18 protein-coding genes are annotated in these 18,299 nt (G+C 54.7%); 13 read left to right on the plus strand and 5 right to left on the minus strand.

Translation table 11 applies throughout. The annotated features are described in order from the left end of the window. Positions 1–78 precede the first annotated feature (78 nt). From soxR to ACVWZ0_RS02425, 4 genes are all read left to right on the plus strand, one after another. Entirely contained in the window at positions 79–543 is a 465-nt protein-coding gene (soxR, locus tag ACVWZ0_RS02410; RefSeq protein ID WP_253456106.1) for a redox-sensitive transcriptional activator SoxR, read from the plus strand. Positions 544–588: 45 nt separating this feature from the next. Then, a complete protein-coding gene (locus ACVWZ0_RS02415) occupies positions 589–1,251 on the plus strand; it encodes a glutathione S-transferase family protein (protein ID WP_253456104.1) in 663 nt (220 codons plus the stop codon). Positions 1,252–1,606: 355 nt separating this feature from the next. Further along, positions 1,607–2,956 carry an NCS2 family permease gene (locus tag ACVWZ0_RS02420; protein WP_253456102.1) on the plus strand — a complete coding sequence of 450 codons (1,350 nt, stop codon included), beginning with the start codon at positions 1,607–1,609 and terminating at the stop codon, positions 2,954–2,956. A 175-nt stretch (positions 2,957–3,131) separates the two neighbouring features. After that, positions 3,132–4,781, plus strand: a complete 1,650-nt coding sequence (locus tag ACVWZ0_RS02425; RefSeq protein ID WP_253456099.1) for a Na+/H+ antiporter — start codon at positions 3,132–3,134, stop codon at positions 4,779–4,781. A 60-nt stretch (positions 4,782–4,841) separates the two neighbouring features. Here ACVWZ0_RS02425 and ACVWZ0_RS02430 read toward each other — a convergent pair whose 3' ends face one another. The 3 genes from ACVWZ0_RS02430 to ACVWZ0_RS02440 form a co-directional block, all read right to left on the minus strand. Continuing rightward, the gene (locus tag ACVWZ0_RS02430; protein ID WP_253461152.1) at positions 4,842–5,318 is read right to left on the minus strand and encodes a DUF943 family protein; all 477 of its coding nucleotides are present in this window, start codon (positions 5,316–5,318) and stop codon (positions 4,842–4,844) included. 5 nt (positions 5,319–5,323) lie between these two features. Continuing rightward, positions 5,324–6,154: a DUF3289 family protein gene (locus tag ACVWZ0_RS02435; protein ID WP_253456096.1), complete on the minus strand. Its 831-nt coding sequence runs from the start codon at positions 6,152–6,154 to the stop codon at positions 5,324–5,326. Positions 6,155–6,712: 558 nt separating this feature from the next. After that, positions 6,713–7,615 carry a LysR family transcriptional regulator gene (locus ACVWZ0_RS02440; RefSeq protein ID WP_253456093.1) on the minus strand — a complete coding sequence of 301 codons (903 nt, stop codon included), beginning with the start codon at positions 7,613–7,615 and terminating at the stop codon, positions 6,713–6,715. A gap of 103 nt (positions 7,616–7,718) precedes the next feature. Between ACVWZ0_RS02440 and ACVWZ0_RS02445 the strand changes: the two genes are divergently transcribed. From ACVWZ0_RS02445 to ACVWZ0_RS02485, 9 genes are all read left to right on the plus strand, one after another. Further along, positions 7,719–8,144 (plus strand): CidA/LrgA family protein, encoded by a 426-nt coding sequence (locus ACVWZ0_RS02445; RefSeq protein WP_253456091.1) that lies wholly within the window; start codon positions 7,719–7,721, stop codon positions 8,142–8,144. After that, on the plus strand, positions 8,137–8,835 hold the full coding sequence (locus ACVWZ0_RS02450; protein ID WP_253456088.1) for an LrgB family protein: 699 nt from the start codon (positions 8,137–8,139) through the stop codon (positions 8,833–8,835). Before ACVWZ0_RS02445 ends, ACVWZ0_RS02450 begins: the two co-directional genes overlap by 8 nt. Positions 8,836–8,977: 142 nt before the next feature. After that, positions 8,978–9,523: a YfaZ family outer membrane protein gene (locus ACVWZ0_RS02455; protein WP_253456085.1), complete on the plus strand. Its 546-nt coding sequence runs from the start codon at positions 8,978–8,980 to the stop codon at positions 9,521–9,523. A gap of 678 nt (positions 9,524–10,201) precedes the next feature. Beyond that, positions 10,202–10,711 carry a fimbrial protein gene (locus ACVWZ0_RS02460; protein WP_253456081.1) on the plus strand — a complete coding sequence of 170 codons (510 nt, stop codon included), beginning with the start codon at positions 10,202–10,204 and terminating at the stop codon, positions 10,709–10,711. A 193-nt stretch (positions 10,712–10,904) separates the two neighbouring features. Next, complete coding sequence (locus ACVWZ0_RS02465; RefSeq protein ID WP_253456078.1) at positions 10,905–13,400, plus strand: outer membrane usher protein; 2,496 nt, start codon at positions 10,905–10,907, stop codon at positions 13,398–13,400. A 47-nt stretch (positions 13,401–13,447) separates the two neighbouring features. Further along, positions 13,448–14,197: a fimbria/pilus periplasmic chaperone gene (locus ACVWZ0_RS02470; protein WP_253456075.1), complete on the plus strand. Its 750-nt coding sequence runs from the start codon at positions 13,448–13,450 to the stop codon at positions 14,195–14,197. A 125-nt stretch (positions 14,198–14,322) separates the two neighbouring features. Continuing rightward, positions 14,323–14,826, plus strand: a complete 504-nt coding sequence (locus ACVWZ0_RS02475) for a fimbrial protein (RefSeq protein ID WP_253456073.1) — start codon at positions 14,323–14,325, stop codon at positions 14,824–14,826. Beyond that, complete coding sequence (locus ACVWZ0_RS02480) at positions 14,823–15,371, plus strand: fimbrial protein (protein ID WP_253456070.1); 549 nt, start codon at positions 14,823–14,825, stop codon at positions 15,369–15,371. Before ACVWZ0_RS02475 ends, ACVWZ0_RS02480 begins: the two co-directional genes overlap by 4 nt. Positions 15,372–15,430: 59 nt before the next feature. After that, positions 15,431–16,201 carry a hypothetical protein gene (locus ACVWZ0_RS02485; RefSeq protein ID WP_253461311.1) on the plus strand — a complete coding sequence of 257 codons (771 nt, stop codon included), beginning with the start codon at positions 15,431–15,433 and terminating at the stop codon, positions 16,199–16,201. Positions 16,202–16,252: 51 nt separating this feature from the next. Here ACVWZ0_RS02485 and actP read toward each other — a convergent pair whose 3' ends face one another. Continuing rightward, the gene (actP, locus tag ACVWZ0_RS02490; RefSeq protein WP_125290227.1) at positions 16,253–17,902 is read right to left on the minus strand and encodes a cation/acetate symporter ActP; all 1,650 of its coding nucleotides are present in this window, start codon (positions 17,900–17,902) and stop codon (positions 16,253–16,255) included. Beyond that, on the minus strand, positions 17,899–18,207 hold the full coding sequence (locus ACVWZ0_RS02495; RefSeq protein ID WP_253456067.1) for a DUF485 domain-containing protein: 309 nt from the start codon (positions 18,205–18,207) through the stop codon (positions 17,899–17,901). Before ACVWZ0_RS02495 ends, actP begins: the two co-directional genes overlap by 4 nt. Between the last annotated feature and the right edge of the window lie 92 nt (positions 18,208–18,299).

Genomic DNA, 18,299 nt, shown 5'->3' on the forward strand with positions numbered 1-18,299 from the left:
GCTATGGCGAAAAAGAGGGGTTCGCCTTCTTAAGGGCTGGAGTATAATTCCTCAAGTTAACTTGAGGTAAAGCGCAAAGTGAAAAAAAATCTCGTATTAAACAAGCGCGAACTGACGCCCGGCGACGTGGCCGCACGCTGCGGCGTCGCCGTCTCGACGCTGCATTTTTATGAAAGCAAAGGCCTGATCGTCAGCTTTCGCAACGGCGGCAACCAGCGCCGCTATCATCGCGATGTCCTGCGCCGGGTGGCAGTCATTAAAATCGCCCAGCGGATCGGCATCCCGCTGGCGACCATCGGCGAGCACCTGGTGCAGTTTCCGCCGGGCAAGCGGCTGTCGCCTAAAGAGTGGGCGCTGCTGACCCGTAAATGGCGCGAGGAGCTGGACAGCCGCATTGATACGCTGACCCGACTGCGCGACGATCTGGATGGCTGTATCGGCTGCGGCTGTTTATCGATGGAGGACTGTCCGCTGCGCAACCCGGATGACCGCCTGAGCGAGCGCGGCACGGGCGCAATCCTGCTGGAGCCTGAACGTAAATAAGGCCGTCTATACTGATAGCACTTCGTTTACGCACAAGGAAAGGTCATGATCACCGTTCACCACCTGAACAACTCCCGTTCGCAGCGTATTCTCTGGCTGTTGGAAGAGCTGGAAACGCCTTATCAAATCAAACTGTACCAGCGCGAAAAAACGATGCTGGCGCCCGATTCGCTGAAAAAAGTGCATCCTCTCGGCAAATCGCCGGTGATCACCGATGGAAATCGGGTGATTGCAGAGTCCGGCGCGATCCTGGAATACCTGGCGGAGCACTATGACGCAGAAAATCGTCTGAAACTCACCACGGAAGATGAGCGTATCGAGTCTCGTTACTGGCTGCACTATGCGGAAGGTTCACTGATGCCGCTGTTGGTGATGAAGCTGATTTTCAGCCGAATGGGCGAGGCGCCGGTGCCGTGGCTGCTGCGGCCGGTGGGCCGCGCCTTTGGCAAGGGCGTGCAGAAGGCGTTCCTGGATAAGCAGCTCGCCACCCATCGCGAATTTATCGAGCAACACCTTGCGGGCAACGAATGGTTTGCGGGGTCACGCTTCAGCATTGCCGACGTGCAGATGAGCTTTCCGCTTCAGGCGCTCAGCGCGCGCGGCGGCGCAGGCGATTCCCCTGCCATTCAGGGCTGGCTGAAGAAAGTCCAAAGCCGTGCGGCCTGGCAGCGGGCGCTGGAAAAAGGCGGTGCGCTCACTCTTGAATGAATCATCGCGCGGCGGCCCCTGACGTTTCATCGCGCCCGCGCCCATAAGAAAGTGCTATGACCGCGCTTGTCGGCGAGCCAGCTAAAGTCTGCTCAGGCAGGCGCGGACGTAAAAGAGACGAAAATCTGCCGCCTTCCCGGCATCAGCAGTTGAAAAGGCGGCCTTAAAGGCAGGATAATCGTTTGCCTTTATAAAAAGGGCATTATGCCTGTCGGGTTAAACGTTTGCTTTTTTCCGATCGCGGCTTCTTTACGAAGTTTTGGCGATCTGCAATAGCGCTATCAGGGATGTAAACGTGGTACCAACCCGCCATCAGGCATCGATAATTCATAAGAAAGTTCAGGGGATTTCCATTATGTCGACTCATCATCAGACCGGCGGAACGTTAGACGCCTGGTTTAAAATCTCTGCACGCGGCAGCACCGTCCGCCAGGAGATTTTAGCCGGACTTACCACCTTCCTCGCCATGGTCTATTCGGTGATTGTTGTGCCGTCCATGCTCGGCAAGGCGGGCTTTCCTCCCGCCGCCGTTTTTGTCTCTACCTGCCTGGTGGCGGGCTTCGGCTCGGTCATTATGGGGCTGTGGGCGAACCTGCCGATGGCGATCGGCTGCGCGATCTCACTGACCGCCTTTACGGCTTTCAGCCTGGTGCTGGGCCAGCATATCAGCGTGCCCGTAGCGCTGGGAGCCGTATTCCTGATGGGAGTGCTGTTTACGCTGATCTCTGCAACCGGCATCCGTGCCTGGATTTTACGCAACCTGCCAATGGGCGTGGCGCACGGCACCGGCGTCGGCATCGGCCTGTTTCTGCTGCTGATTGCCGCTAACGGCGTGGGCCTGGTCGTAAAAAACCCTGTACCTGGCGCACTGCCGGTCGCGCTGGGCGATTTCGCTTCCTTCCCCGTGTTGATGACGCTGGCAGGCCTTGCGGCAATCTTCGGTCTGGAAAAGCTGCGCGTGCCGGGCGGGATCCTGCTGACTATTATCGCCATTTCCGTGCTCGGACTGATTTTCGATCCGGCCGTAAAATATCAGGGGCTGTTTGCCATGCCTTCACTGTCGGATGCGCAGGGCCACTCGCTGGTGTTCAGCCTGGATATTCTGGGCGCGCTGAAGCCTGCGGTATTGCCAAGCGTGCTGGCGCTGGTGATGACCGCCGTGTTTGACGCCACCGGCACCATCCGCGCGGTAGCAGGCCAGGCGAACCTGCTGGATAAAGATCATCAGATCCTGAACGGCGGCAAAGCGCTGACCACCGACTCGGTCAGCAGCATCTTTTCCGGCCTTATCGGCGCTTCGCCTGCGGCGGTGTATATCGAATCCGCAGCGGGCACGGCGGCGGGCGGTAAAACGGGCCTGACCGCTATCGTGGTAGGCGTGCTGTTTCTGCTGATCCTGTTCCTGTCGCCGCTGGCTTATTTAGTGCCGGGCTATGCTACCGCGCCCGCGCTGATGTATGTTGGCCTGCTGATGCTGAGCAACGTTTCTAAAATCGACTTCAGCGATTTTGTTGACGCCATGTCCGGCCTGCTGGCCGCCGTGTTCATCGTGCTGACCTGCAATATCGTTACCGGTATTATGCTGGGCTTCGGCTCGCTGGTCATTGGCCGCATCTTTGCGGGCGAGTGGCGCAAGCTCAACGTCGGCACCGTGGTTATCGCTATCGCGCTGGTCGCTTTTTACGCCGGCGGCTGGGCTATCTGATCCCCTTTTACGAGGCCGGTTTTTCCGGCCTCCGTTCCGAATTTTTGCTTTTTTCCACGCAATAGCACACATCAGCTTTTTCAAGCCATCCCATTTTTGCTTTACTATTACACAGGGCATTATTTGTTCCGAGCCTGATATTTTTGTCGCTATCTGGAAGCTATGAAAGGACAACATGGAAATCTTTTTTACTATTCTCATCCTCACGCTGGTGGTCTCGCTCTCTGGCGTAGCCGCACGCATTATTCCTTTTCAAATCCCCCTGCCGTTGGTGCAAATTGTGATGGGCGCGCTGCTGGCGTGGCCGACTTTCGGCCTGCACGTTGACTTCGATCCCGAGCTGTTCCTGGTCCTGTTTATTCCGCCGCTGCTGTTTGCTGACGGCTGGAAGACGCCAACCAGCGAGTTTTTGCATCACGGACGCGAGATTATCGGCCTGGCGCTGGTGCTGGTTTTGATCACCGTGGTCGGCATCGGCTATCTGATCTACTGGCTGGTGCCGGGTATTCCGCTGCTGCCCGCCTTCGCACTGGCGGCCGTGCTGTCGCCAACCGATGCCGTGGCGCTCTCCGGGATTGTCGGAGAAGGGCGCATCCCGAAAAAAATTATGTCGATACTGCAGGGCGAGGCGCTGATGAACGACGCTTCGGGCCTGGTGTCGCTGAAGTTTGCCGTTGCGGTCGCGATGGGCACCATGGTGTTCACGGTTTCCGGCGCGTCGCTGGAGTTCGTAAAGGTTGCCGTCGGCGGTCTGGTGGCCGGTATTGTTATCTGCTGGCTGTACGGCAAGTCGCTGCGTCTGTTCAGCCGCTGGAGCGGTGACGATCCGGCTACGCAGACGGTGCTGCTGCTGCTGCTGCCTTTTGCTTCTTACCTGATTGCCGAACATATCGGCGTATCGGGGATCCTGGCCGCCGTCGCGGCGGGCATGACCATTACCCGTTCGGGTATTATCCGTCAGGCGCCGCTGGCGATGCGTCTGCGTGCCAACAGCGTCTGGCAGATGCTGGAGTTTGTCTTTAACGGCATGGTGTTCCTGATGCTGGGCTTACAGCTGCCGGACATTTTACAGCTGTCCGTGACTCAGGCAGAGGCCGATCCTAACGTCGATCTGTGGATGCTGGTGCTGTCGGTGGTGCTGATTTATGCCGCGCTGATGATCGTCCGCTTCGCCTGGCTATGGACGATGCGCCTGATCAGCCAGCGCCTGCTGAAAAAGCGGCCGATGGAGTTCAGCAGCTACAGCCTGCGCGAGCTGCTGATTGCCTCTTTTGCCGGCGTACGCGGGGCTATCACCCTGGCCGGCGTGCTGTCCATTCCGCTGTTTCTGACCAATGGTGACGCTTTCCCGGCGCGCTACGAGCTGGTTTTCCTGGCAATGGGCGTGATCCTGTTTTCGCTGCTGGTCGGCGTAGTGTTGCTGCCGCTGCTGCTGCGCGGCGTGGCAGGCAGGGATAAGACGGCGCACCGCCATGAGATCCAGATGGCGCGCGCGGCGATGGCGGAAACGGCTATCGACAGCCTGCACAAGATGGAAGAGCGGCTGGCGGCCGATACCGAAGAGAATATCGACGCTGACCTGGTCAAAGAAATCGCGTCGCGAGTGATTGGCAATATGCGTCGTCGCGTGGACGGTAAGGACGATCTGGAGCGGGCGCTGTATGCGGAAAATCTGGAGCGCCGCTTCCGTCTGACCGCGCTGCGCGCCGAGCGCGGCGAGCTGTATCACCTGCGCGCCACGCAGAAAATCAGCAACGAAACCATGCAGAAGATGCTGCACGATCTCGACCTGCTGGAAACGCTGCTGATCGAGAAAGAAGAGTAGCGGGAAGACCGCGAGCCGCCCGGCTCGCGGTCTTTTTTACTGCTGTTAGCAGCAGTAGTATCAGCGTTCTTCCAGGATCAGCGGGCCGCCTGGCTTTTGGTAATAAGAGGCGTCTTCCATGGTGTAGCTCATGGTTCCCGTTGTCGCTCTGGTAACCTGCATCAACCAGTTTTCTTTTTTAATACATCTTTCCTCCGCTTTTATATTCTCAAAACAGAGCAGATGGTCGGTACTATGACTCGGGAAAAAAGTAGTGTCATCGGGTTTTTCTTGCTGATAACCGTCTTTAAAGTCCCAGATAGTTACCCAAAAAGTCTCGCCTTTTCTATTTAAAAGAAAAGGGTGTTGTTTATCCAGTTTCCGGGCGTTTTCTTTCCACCATTCAATCTTTCCTTTGTTGGTCAGAGGAAAGTTTTTCACCAAAATATCTGTGACGGAATGATTCTGGTGAACAGCTATAACCTCTACAGGCCGTAGCATCATAACGATGACGTACAGCCAGCTGACTACGACCAGAGCCGGGAAAAATCTATTCATCTTTTTCACTTTTTGCTTCCCGTCAGCGTGATGGTCGCTGCCATATTGGTAAAGAAGGGTTTGTACGCGTACCTTCTCCAGCGCTGTAGCACAAACCAGATTCGGAAAATATTCAAATGATGAAAACGAGGATCCATGATATCGCGGTCATCAAGGCCAAAGTGATCCTGGCCTTTGTAATGCAGGGTGGCTTTGTATTTATCTCCGTTAACTTCCAGAGACTTTAGCGTGATTTTTGTCGCGTATATACCGTGCACTGACATACCCAGACCATTCATCTTGTCTTGTAATCTATTAAATTTCGGAAGAAAACTCTCTCCGATAACTTTTCTTAAAGCCTGTTTTTTATTTTCGGCAAGAAAATAATTATCCCAGTCTATATTTTCCCGTATAAATTTATCGATAACCTTTGACGAGTTTGCGTTATCTGAATGCGCGCTTTCTATCAACCTCTTATAAGCCCCATTTAATTCACTGCTGGAAAAGGGTTTTCCATCGCCATATTGAAAATGGTCGATTAGTGCCATAAACAGCCCGCGATGGCCGAAAAAAGAGAAGGGCCGCGACTCGCGGCGGAATTCGTTGAATAGTTTGGCTGCCACTTCATGATGGCGCATCTTATGACGTATCACGGCGTAGTTACTGATGGGGAAATCCGTTCTCTCTGCCCGCCAGGGATCGTACTGACCGGATACTTTCTCCAGCCGATAGAAGTTCTTCAGCTGCAGCTCGCTTAAATCGCCGCACTGCATATCATCGGCACCGTAATCATCCATGCGTTTCTGCGTCTGAAAAACATCGAAGGGCAGGCGTAAAGCCTGTAGAGAAGGTGACATGCAATATTCCTTTTGCTGGTCAACGAGCGCTATTGCCCGGTTTTCTGTTAGTTTATCAGCTTAATTTATGTTCGTCATGCTGCGTTAAGAAAATCGCCTCTGTCATCTGATGTTATTCAACCGTACAGCGAAAGATAAATTCTTCATATAACGGTAATTATATTTTGGAGGAAAAGGAAATATTATGATAAGGGGGGGTAACCGGTGGTTTATTCTGCTTGCTGCTGTTCTGATGAAATGAGAGGTTCCGCCAGGCTAATACTATTTTCTTTTGCTTTTGTTTTGTAAACGGCAGGAAAACGCGCTTTAAGGCTCAGGGTTGGGTCTGGTAAATATCAGGCCAGTCTCTGACGTAACAGTTCTGCTAATTATTGCTGATGAAGTCATACGCTTTCATCCGTGCCGATCTATATCTTCTTCGGCATTCTTTTCCAGAACGCAGAGGCAGCAGACAAGCTGAATAGCAATATCCGTAAGAGGCAGAACGAATAAGGTTAAAAGACAGGTAAAAATGCGCCTGTTTAGCGTCTCCGGGGCCGCTGCCAGCGCCCCCGTTTTTTATACCGACAGCGTTGGCGTCTGACCCGGCCAGAACTGGCGACAGCAGGCGATCCAGGCCTGCGCGCTCTTTGAGAGGTAGCTGCCTTCCCGCCAGATCAGGCCCAGCTGCCAGACCAGCTCCGACTCCAGCGGCAGCCATAGCAGATGGCTTTTATCCAGCCGCTGGCAGATCGGCTCCGGCAGGATTGCCACGCCCATACCGGCCTGTACCATCGCCGCGAGAAAATCCCACTGGCCGCTGCGTACCGCGATCTGCGGCGTAAAGCCGCTGGCCTGGAAGGCACGCATCAGCTGGCGGTTCAGCGAAAACTCTTCGTTATAAATCAGGATAGGATGCCCGGCCAGCTCGGCCAGCGGAATATGGGTACGGCGCAGCCATTCGCGGGTTTTCGGCACCAGCACGCAGAGCGGGTGGCTCATTAGCGGCAGCGCGTTCAGCGGCAGATCTTCCGCTACCGGCAGCGCGGTCATCGCAATATCCAGCGTGCCGGAAAGCACTGCCTGCTGCACGGTCAGGCCGCCGAATTCGGAAATTTTCAGCTCGACGCCGGGATAACGCTGGCGGAAAGCGGAGATCGAACCGGCAATCTGCATCCCCACCATTGGCGGAATGCCTAACCGCAGCTCGCCCGTTTTCAGGTCGTTGATATCGCTGATTTCCGCTTCCAGCTGCTTAAATTCCTGAAGGATAGTCAGTCCGCGCTGATAAACGGCCTGTCCGGTATCGGTCAGATGCAGCTTGCGTCCTTCACGGATCAGCAGCGTACAGCCCAGTTCATCCTCCAGCTGGCGCAGCATTTTACTGATGGTCGGCTGCGTGACGTACAGCTGCTCCGCCGCGCGAGTAAAGCTTTGCTGGCGCACCACTTCCACAAAATAACGCAGGGCTCTGACGTCCATAAACATTCCTGTAAGGCATAGTTCAGATAATATTAAGTCATTTTTTTCACCCTTTGGTACGGCTTTATACTCTCTTTACGCATTATTCAGAGAGAGACCCATCATGAAGCTGGCGATACGCCCGCAAAGCACGTGGCAGCAACGTATTCAGGTTCCGTTACAGGTGGTGCTGTATATCGCTTTTTTTCTGGCCGCGCAGCGGCTGGTTGACTGGTTGCGGCTGCCGTTGCCCGCCAATATCGTGGGCATGTTGCTGCTGCTGGCGTTGATTATGCTGCGGGTGCTGCCGCTGAACTGGGTGAAAGCCGGATCGCGCTGGCTGCTGGCGGAAATGCTGCTGTTTTTTATTCCTGCCGTGGTAGCGGTGGTTAACTATTCGCAGCTGCTGCGCGTGGACGGCTGGCGGATTATGTTGGTGATTATGATCAGTACGCTGCTGGTGCTTTCCGCTACCGCGCTGGTGGTGGATCGCGTCTATCGTTTTGAAATGCGGCTGGCGGCACGAAAAAAGGAGCGTCAGGGTGAATAACTTTTTTATCAGCCTGCTCTGTCTGCTGGCGACGCTGCTGGTCTATTTTCTCAATAAACGTCTCTACCGCCGCTGGCACAGGCTGCTGCTGATGCCGCTGGTGATGACGCCAATGGTGCTGGTGGCGCTGCTGCTGCTGACCCATATCTCCTGGCAGAACTATATCGACGAAAACCGCTGGCTGCTGTGGCTGCTTGGCCCGGCTACGCTGGCCTTCGCCGTGCCCGTTTATGAAAATATGGCGATTATCCGCCGCCACTGGCTGTCGCTTAGCGCGGGCGTACTGACCGCCACGCTGGTCGCCGTTTGCAGCTCGGTATGGCTGGCAAGGCTGCTGACGCTGCCGGAGGCAATCCAGCGTAGTCTGGCGGTGCGCTCTGTCACTACGCCCTTTGCGCTGGCGGCGGCGAAGCAGCTGGGCGGGCAGCCCGATCTGGTGGCGCTGTTTGTGGTGATCACCGGCGTATTCGGCATGGCCGTCGGCGATCTGCTTTTTATTCGGCTTGCCGTCAAGCAGGGATTGGCGAAAGGCGCTGGGTTTGGCGCGGCCTCACACGGCGCAGGCACCGCTCGCGCCTATGAAATTGGTCAGGAAGAGGGCGTGGTCGCCAGCCTGGTGATGATGCTGTCAGGCGTGGTGACAGTGGTTATCGCGCCGCTGATTGGCCGCCTGATGTGGACGCTGGTTTAAAGCCTGTATGTTCGCCCCCTAACAGCAACATTTACTAAACAAGCCCTAAGATTCGTCGCATTCTCATTTTATTTCCTCTGTTGATGATCTATCCTCCGCTGCCGTCGGGAAACGGCGTAAGTAAATTCATCAGGAGAATAAAATGAAAGCAGTGGCAACTACCGCAGGCGCTCTGGCGCTGCTGGCGCTGGCCGGATCAGCGCAGGCGATTGAAGGCGGTGTCGACGTAGGTCGTGATTATACTAATGTACACGCGGGCATGGGCGCTGACTCGCCTGGTCTGGCGCTGACCGGTAACTGGTTGCGCAGCGATCACGACGGCAGCATGGGCAGCCTGGGTCTGGGTTACAATGTGGGTCTGGGCGATATCTTTATCACGCCTGGCGTGAAAGCGATTTCCACTAACCCAACCGATAGCAAAGACGGCTATGCCGTTGCGGTCGGCATTGGCGCAAGCGTTCCAGTCACCAATATGTTCAACGTATTTGGCCAGTATTACTACTCGCCGGATTCTTTCTCCAGCCACATTGATGACTACCAGGAAGCTTCCGCTGGCGTGAGCTTTAAGCCAATCTCCCTGGTTGACGTGCGCGTGGGCTATCAGTACCTGGCGATGAACGGCAAAGACGGTCGTAAAGACAACGTCATTGCTGACGGCGCATACGTAGGTGCATCCCTGCATTTCTGATGCCAAAGGCGGCAACCTGTAAAGGGTGGCCCGCCGCTGAATGTGTCCGGCTTCTGGCCGGACCTGCCTGCTCCCGGTACGGCTGATGCCCTGATACAGGCCGGGAACAGGCTTATTATGCTGAACTTTTAACAAGGTTTATAAAGTTGTTGCCGCTAATGTTCAAACAGGTGATATATATTAAAATATAGCAGCTTATATTAAGGAGCTTGCCTGATATTTTTAATACTCCGGCAAAGATAAATGCTATATATTTAAATCGCCCCGTTTGTTTCTTCTTTTTTTACATTTGTCATTTATAGAGTGACGGCGTGCAAAATGGGTTTTATTTGGTTTTTTATTCTAAAGAGCATCTCTGTTTGACGATTTTTTAGCATTTATCGCCAGTAACACCTTCCTGTCTAAACTTTCATTTTTTTCTGTCATTTTTTAAGAAAAAAGACCTTTCATCTGGAAATGTCTTCTGTAAGAATAATCCTGCCGCCCTGAACAGGTATTTATTACGGATTCTATTTACCTGACAATGTAAATGGCCATTAATAAACTCAAGCGCCGTTAATGCATTATTAACTTATCTGTTTTTACAGGTTGGCTTTTTTTCAGCAAAGAAAATGATGTTATAAATAAACATTTATCATCCGATAAACGGAAAGGTTTATAATCAAAGGAATGTACTTTATGCAACTGAATAAAATCGTACTGTCAGCTATCGCCATTTTCGGCATGACTTCTGTAGCTTATGCCGACCAGGGACATGGTTCAGTGACTTTTTCTGGCTCCGTCATTGAGTCTCCTTGCTCAATTAATCCTGACTCTGTTTATCAGGACGTGCCTCTTGGGCAAATCTCGACTGTTACCCTGAAGGATGGTGGAACCTCCGATCCCCGTCCTTTCCAGATTAAACTGGAAAACTGTACGGTTGCGACCGCCGCAGCGGTAACGGCCACGTTCAGCGGACCGGAAAGCACTACCGGTCTGTTGGGCATGACCGGGACAGTTAAGGGCGCGAGTATCGCCATCACTGATGGTACTGGCGCAGTGCTCAAGCTCGGCAGTCCGAGCGCTAAGCAGGTTTTGCAGACTGGCTATAATACGCTGAGTTTTTCTGCCTATGTGCAAGGTGATGGCAAAGACGTAACGCCTGGCGAATTCCAGAGTATTGCTGATTTCACACTTGCATATCAATAAGTCGATTTGACGGACCTTGTCCTCTCCCGGCGTTTCTGCCGGGAGTGTTTTCTGCCTGGGGAACAACGGCAAAACAGGTTCATGTTTGTCGGCAGAATGGCGGAATTATTTCCATGCTTAATTCCTCCGACAAAAAATTATTAAATCGGTTATGAAAGGCTTACCCAGGGATTAACTTCTCGTAAGGATGCCGATGTCAGTGAATATTATATTAAAAAAAGATATTTTATGGCTGTGGCATGCCATTTTCCTGCTGATTCTTTGCTGTTTCGCGCGGTCTGTCGAGGCATGTGGAATAGAATTTAATACCGATCTTTTAGATGTGAAAGACAGAGCGAACATCGATCTCAGCCGTTTTTCTCAGGCGGGATATATCATGCCCGGTAACTACACTCTGAAACTTCAGATTAATGATAATGAGCTCCCCGAGCAGTCAGTGGACTGGTTTACGACAGAAGATAATGAAAAAGAAAGTAAGCCCTGTCTGACTGCCGCTCTGGTCAATTTTATTGGCCTGAAGCCTGAGCTACGCCCGCAGTTAACGTGGTGGCATGAGGGCCAGTGTCTGAATACCGACAGTTTGCCGGGTATGAGCCAGCGCGCTGATTTAGGCACCAATACGCTCTATTTAACTATCCCACAAATTTATCTGGAATACCGCGCGCCCAACTGGGATCCGCCAGCGCAGTGGGATGAGGGGATACCCGGCTTGTTGTTCGATTATTACGCCAGTGCCCAGACCCGACATGAGCACGAGAAGAAGACGGACAACACGTTCACGGGCAACGGGACGGCCGGGGCCAACGTTGGTCCCTGGCGCCTGCGTGCCGACTGGCAGGGGCGCTATGACAATCAGGCCAGTAACAACCTTAACTGGGACTGGACGCGTTTCTATGCCTGGCGCGCTTTACCGCACAGGCACGCAAGGCTGGGCGTGGGCGAACATGCGCTCTTTTCAGATATCTTCGACAGTTTTACCTATACCGGGCTGAGCCTGCGGTCTGATGACAATATGCTGCCGCCTAATCTGCGTGGTTATTCCCCGGAAATCAGCGGGATAGCGAAAACCAGCGCCAGAGTGGTGATCAGCCAGAAAGGGCGGGTCATCAAGGAAACCCGGGTCGCCGCCGGGCCGTTTCGTATTCAGGATCTCAACGAAACGATCAGCGGCGAGCTGGATGTGCGGGTAGAAGAGCAGGATGGCTCAGTACAAACTTTCAGCATCAATACGGCCAGCGTGCCCTATCTGACGCGGCCGGGCATGGTGCGCTACAAGCTGGCGGCGGGCAGGCCTTCCAACACTCAGCACCATATGGAAGGCGAGGGGTTTGTAAACGGCGAGTTCTCATGGGGCGTCAGTAACGGCTGGTCCCTGTACGGCGGGACGATAGCCAGTGAGGAATACCAGGCGCTGGCGCTGGGCACAGGGCGCGATCTGATGGCTTTCGGCGCGCTCTCTCTGGATTTTACTCAGGCGTTTGCCCGGCGTTTGCCCGATCCGCTGCCGGATACGCAGAAAGGGGCCTCGTGGCGCGTCAGCTACTCAAAAAGGTTCGACGAAACCGACAGTGAAATGACCTTTGCAGGCTACCGCTATTCAGAGCAGGGCTATATGAGTATGCAGGATTACCTTAACGCGCATAAATACGGCAGGGCCTACGGCAACGGTAAAGAGATGTATACCGCCATCTTCAGCCAGCAGCTGCGCGACTGGCGGGCAAGCTTTTATCTGAATTACTCTCATCAGACCTGGTGGGATAAACCGGACAATGACCGTTTTACCCTGACGGCGACGAAATATTTTGACGCCGGGCGCTTGCGTAACGTCAGTCTGTCAGCCACCGCCTGGCGTAATAAATATGACGGCAGCAATGATGACGGTATTTACCTGTCGCTGTCTCTACCGTGGGGCAACAGCGGCACGCTGAATTACAACGGATCTTTTAATCAGGGTAATAACAGTCATCAGGCCAGCTACTTCAATACGATGGATGAGCGTAACAACTACCAAATCAGCGGCGGGGTTGCCGGTCAGGAGACGCTGGCAAGCGGCTATTACACCTATCAGGGAGACAGAGCGCGGATAAACGTTAATGCCAGCTATCAGGGCAACAGCTATTCAGCTTTAAGCCTTTCGGCGCAGGGCGGCGTAACGGCTACCGCACAGGGTGCGGCGCTGCATCGTACCAGCAGGCCGGGCGGCACCAGAATGCTGATCGACACCGCGGTAAAGGATATTCCGGTAAAAAGCTACGGCGCGGATACCTTGAGTAACCACTTTGGCAAAGCCGTTATCGCGGATATCAGCAGCTATTACCGTAACCGCATCAGTATCGATATCAATGCGTTGCCGGACAATGCTGAAGCGAGCGCTTCGGTTATCCAGCGCACCTTAACCGAAGGCGCGATTGGCTACGGTGGCTTTAAAGTGGTGACCGGGAGCAAAACCATGGCGGTACTGCGCCTGGAAAACGGCGAAGCCCCGCCGTTTGGCGCTACGGTACAAAACAGCCAGCGTCAGGAAGTGGGCATTGTGAATGACGACGGCAGCATCTATCTGAGCGGTATCCAGCCAGGCATAACGATGCGGGTAAGCTGGAGCGGCAAAGAGCAGTGCGAATTTAAACTGCCGGAGAGCTTGTCCGGTGATATTTCTCAGCGTCTTTTATTGCCGTGCCGCCTGTTATAAACCGCGCAGGGCTGCCGCTGATAGTTGACATGGTGTAAGGGGAAAAAATGAGATCATATAAAGCAGGTTTATCACGCATCGCCGTTTTACTCTCCGTCCTGGTGGCTGCACAAAGCTATGGCGCTGTTTCGCTCGATCGTACACGCGTGATTTTTGAGGGCGGCCAAAAGTCTGTCAGCCTGGTCGTCAGTAACGATAATAAACAATTACCCTATCTGGCGCAGGGCTGGATAGAAGATAGCCAGGGTAAAAAAATCCAGCAGCCGCTGACTGCTCTGCCGCCGGTACAGCGCATTGAGCCGGGCAGCAAAAGCCAGGTAAAAATAGAGACGTTGCCTTCCGTGGGCGCGCTGCCGCAGGATCGTGAAACCTTGTTCTACTTTAATCTGCGTGAGATCCCGCCGCGATCCGAACGCCCCAATACGCTCCAGCTTGCCTTGCAGACAAAGGTAAAATTATTTTATCGCCCGCAGGCGCTGGTGCCCAAAAGAAACGCGGTGCCCTTTCAGGAGCAGCTGACGCTGACTCGCGTCGGCGATCGCTATCAGGTAAACAATCCCACGCCCTATTTCGTGACGCTGATCGATGGCCGCAACGCCGCCAGGAATAGCGCCATCAATGATTTCAAGCCGCTGATGATCGCGCCGAAAAGTAAAGGCGTGCTTGAGGTCAGCGCTGAAGCGCTGGGGAGCCGCCCGCTGCTCACCTATATCAACGATTACGGCGCCCGTCCGCAGTTGCAGTTTACCTGTAGCGGGGATCATTGTAAGGCCACGGCGGTCAGGCCCGCTGGCTAAGCGCATAAAGTTTTGCCGCTTCGCCAGAGCAGCCGCGCAACGCTTCTTTGCTTAACCGCGTTTTGCTCGGGCTGCGGCAGGTTTATGTTGGATAAGTCGTGATAAACGGCGGCAGGAATAAACAGATGGACAGGACAACCACCTTTGCAAAAGCGGTGCTCTGCACGCTAACAGGATTAACGCTATTTTCAGGCCGGGTGACGGCAGCGCCGGAGGTATTTACCTTCACCATGACGGCCAACGTGGTGCAGTCTGCCTCCTGTCAGCTTAATGAAGGCAAAAACGTTGAGGTTTCCTTTGGCGATCAGGTAGATATTGCAAAAATCAACGGCACTAATTACCAGAGCGAGATTGCTTATAACTTTAGCTGCAAGCAGCAGGGTAAAAATGCGGTAACGCTGCAAATCGACGGCACGGGCGCAGATTTTGGCCAGGGGATGCTGTATGTCCAGCCCGGCCTGGCCATTAAAATAATGAACGACGGTAAACTCCAGCCGGTAAACACCTCGTTTGCCATTGATGGCATGGATCCCCCCGTTCTGATGGCCGTACTGGTGAAAAATGCGGCGGCCTCGTTAACGCCCGGGTACTTTGAGGCGACGGCGACAATTAAGGCGGTCTACGAATGAAAAGGGGATTATTACGCTGCCTGTGGTCAGGCCTGGGGATGACGCTGTGCGTTGCGCTCGGCTATGCCGCGCCTGTAGAGGTAGCGGTGAAGGCCAAATTCAGCGGTACGCTGGTTGAAAATCTCAGCCCCTGTACGATACGGCCCGGCGATGAATACATTACGCTCCCGCTGGCGGCCGTCACGCTGAACATGTTGCAGAACTCGCAGGAAAGCCCGCGTTACCCGTTTGCCGTTCATCTGGAAAACTGCGAGTTTGATGCAACAACGCCAGGCCGAATTGAAGTTTTCCTGCGCGGGAATGGGGACAGTAACGGGATGCTGCAACCGGATGCAGGCAGTACCGCTACCGGCATCGTTATCGGCATCGAAAATGCGCGGGGCGCGCCGCTGGCGGTCAATGCCGCCTCGCCGGGCCTGACGCTGTCTTTGAATGCTGCTGATATTGTTATCCCGATGCAGGCCTATCTACGGGCGGACGGCGCGACGCCGCCGACGGCGGGAGAATTTACCGCCAGCCTGAATTACATCATCGAATACCCCTGAACCGACGCAGCCCGCCGCCGCCGTACGGGGTGCTGGCTGGCTCATAACAAGGAGATAAAATGAAAAGGATTATGTTCGCACTGAGCCTGATCTGTTTTTCAACGTCGGCGCTGGCGTGGTACTACAATTCCGTGCCGGGCGTCACGACCGGCCTGATGGTCAGAAACAATATGATTACGGTGGAGGCCGGCACCGATGTCTGGCTCTGCTCCAGCAGAGGCAACGATCGTGACCTTGTGTTCCATATCTATGGCCTTACCGTCCGCGATCCTGAAGTGGCCGCCACGTTTATCGGAATGAGCGATGCGCCCGGCGGCGCGCCAACCGTACAACAATGCCAGAACGCCACCGACGAACCAGCAAGTCGGATAAAAGTCGCGCAATACCGCTTAACGCAAACGGTAAGCGTACCGGTACAGGAAGGCGATTACAGCGCCTGCTGGTCAGGATGGGATGGCCTGGGCAAAGACGCACGCTGCAGCGGCGGCATACCGATCACGCCGATCGATGACTGCCATGCAGAGCTGGTGAGTTACCCCAACGATCTGGGGACGGTTATCGTCGGCGAGCCCATTAACCGTAACCACAAGGTAGGGGACCTCACGTTAATATGCAAAACGGTGCCGTCGACTACGGTGGAGATTACGCAGCAGGCATCGGCGGGGAACGTGCTTGAGCAGCAGATCCTGGATGAAAGCGGTAAAAAACTTGAGGGACTGAAGGTTTTTACCAGCGGCGTAACCGAGGCGCTGTATATGCAAACAACCGGAACGCCGAAAGTGGCACAGCGTATAGAGGATAGCGTGGTGGTGGTGCTGAACTACTACTGAGGGCGCGCGTTGCTGCGCTGCAAGGCGGCCAGCCGCCTTGCAGATCGCTACTTAGTGACTTTTCCCGCTTTCAATGCCCACGCCGGTTTGCGAACGCACAAACTGCGCCTGGAAACGTTGCCGCTCCTGCTGGCCTTCCTGCGAGTGGTCGGTCACGGAAAACAGCCAGGTGCCGATAAAGGCGACCAGCATAGAAAACAGCGCCGGATACTCGTAGGGGAAGACCGGCTTCGCGTGACCCAGCACCTGCACCCACACCGTTGGGCCTAAAATCATCAACACGACCGCCGTCAGTAGCCCCAGCCAGCCGCCTGCCATCGCACCTCTTGTGGTCAGTTTCGACCAGTACATCGACAGCAGAATAATCGGGAAGTTACAGCTTGCCGCAATCGAGAAGGCCAGCCCGACCATAAAGGCGATATTCTGTTTCTCAAACAAAATACCCAGCGCGATAGCGACCACCCCCAGCACCAGCACGGTGATTTTCGAGACGCGCAGCTCCTGCTTCTCGGTGGCCTGGCCCTTTTTCACCACGCTGGCGTAAAGGTCGTGCGATACCGCCGACGCGCCCGCCAGCGTCAGCCCGGCAACCACCGCCAGAATCGTGGCGAAGGCCACTGCGGAAATAAAGCCCAGGAACAGGCTGCCGCCAACGGCATCGGCCAGATGCACCGCCGCCATATTGTTTCCGCCAATCAGCAGGCCGGTGGCATCCTTAAACGCCGGATTAGCGCCGACCAGCAGAATAGCGCCGAAGCCGATAATAAAGGTCAGGAAGTAGAAGTAGCCCATAAAACCGGTGGCGTAGAACACGCTTTTACGCGCCTCGCGGGCATCGCTGACGGTAAAGAAGCGCATCAGGATATGCGGCAGGCCGGCCGTACCAAACATCAGCCCCAGCCCGAGCGACAGCGCGGAAATCGGGTCGTGCACCAGCCCGCCGGGACGCATGATCGCCACGCCTTTAGGATGCACCGCCATCGCTTGGGTAAAGAGATTATTAAAGCTGAAGCCCACGGTTTTCATCACCATGATTGCCATAAAGCTGGCGCCGAACAGCAGCAGCACCGCCTTGATAATCTGCACCCAGGTGGTCGCCAGCATGCCGCCGAACAGGACGTACAGCACCATCAGGATCCCCACCAGCACCACGGCGACGTGATAGTCCAGGCCAAACAGCAGCTGGATAAGCTTACCCGCGCCGACCATCTGCGCAATCAGATAGAGCGCCACCACCACCAGCGAGCCGCAGGCGGAAAGCGTGCGAATAGGCAGCTGTTTCAGACGATAGGAGGCAACGTCGGCAAAGGTATAGCGTCCCAGGTTGCGCAGCCGTTCGGCGATCAGAAACAGGATAATCGGCCAGCCGACCAGAAAACCCAGCGAATAGATCAGGCCGTCGTAGCCGGAGGTATAAACCAGCGCGGAGATCCCCAGGAATGAGGCGGCGGACATAAAGTCGCCCGCCATCGCCAGGCCGTTCTGAAAACCGGTGATATTGCCGCCTGCGGTATAATAATCGCTGCGCGAACGGGTGCGTTTGGAGGCCCACCAGGTGATACCCAGCGTGGCGGCCACGAAGATCAGGAACATCACGATCGCTTCAACGTTGGTGGGCTGTTTTTCAACCGCGCCGCTAATCGCATCGGCGGCGCGGGAGGAAACAGGCAGCAGCAGGGCGAAATAAAGGAAAAGTTTCATCCTTTCACCTCATCCAGCAGCGCTTTGGTTAAGCGGTCGAATTCGCCATTGGCTCGCCAGACATAAATACCGGTTAAAAGAAAAGAAATAACGATCAGCCCAATGCCAATCGGAATACCACGGGTAACATTGGTATTAGCGTCAAGCGGCGTACCCAGCCAGCCTGGCGCAAAGGCGATTAATAAAATAAAGCCGACGTAGAGAATAAGCATTATTACCGAGAGCAGCGTGGCGAAGGTCTGGCGTTTTCTGACCAGCTCTTTAAAACGCGCGCTTTTTTCAATCCGCTGATATCTATCGTTCATCACAGAGTCTCCAGAGATAATTGCAAGAGCTGTTATGAGATCCGGCTTGACTGAGCGACCGCGCCGGTAATGCCTCATCATCGGGAAGCTGA

The sequence above is a fragment of the Erwinia sp. TECH1 genome, from assembly GCF_054057575.1.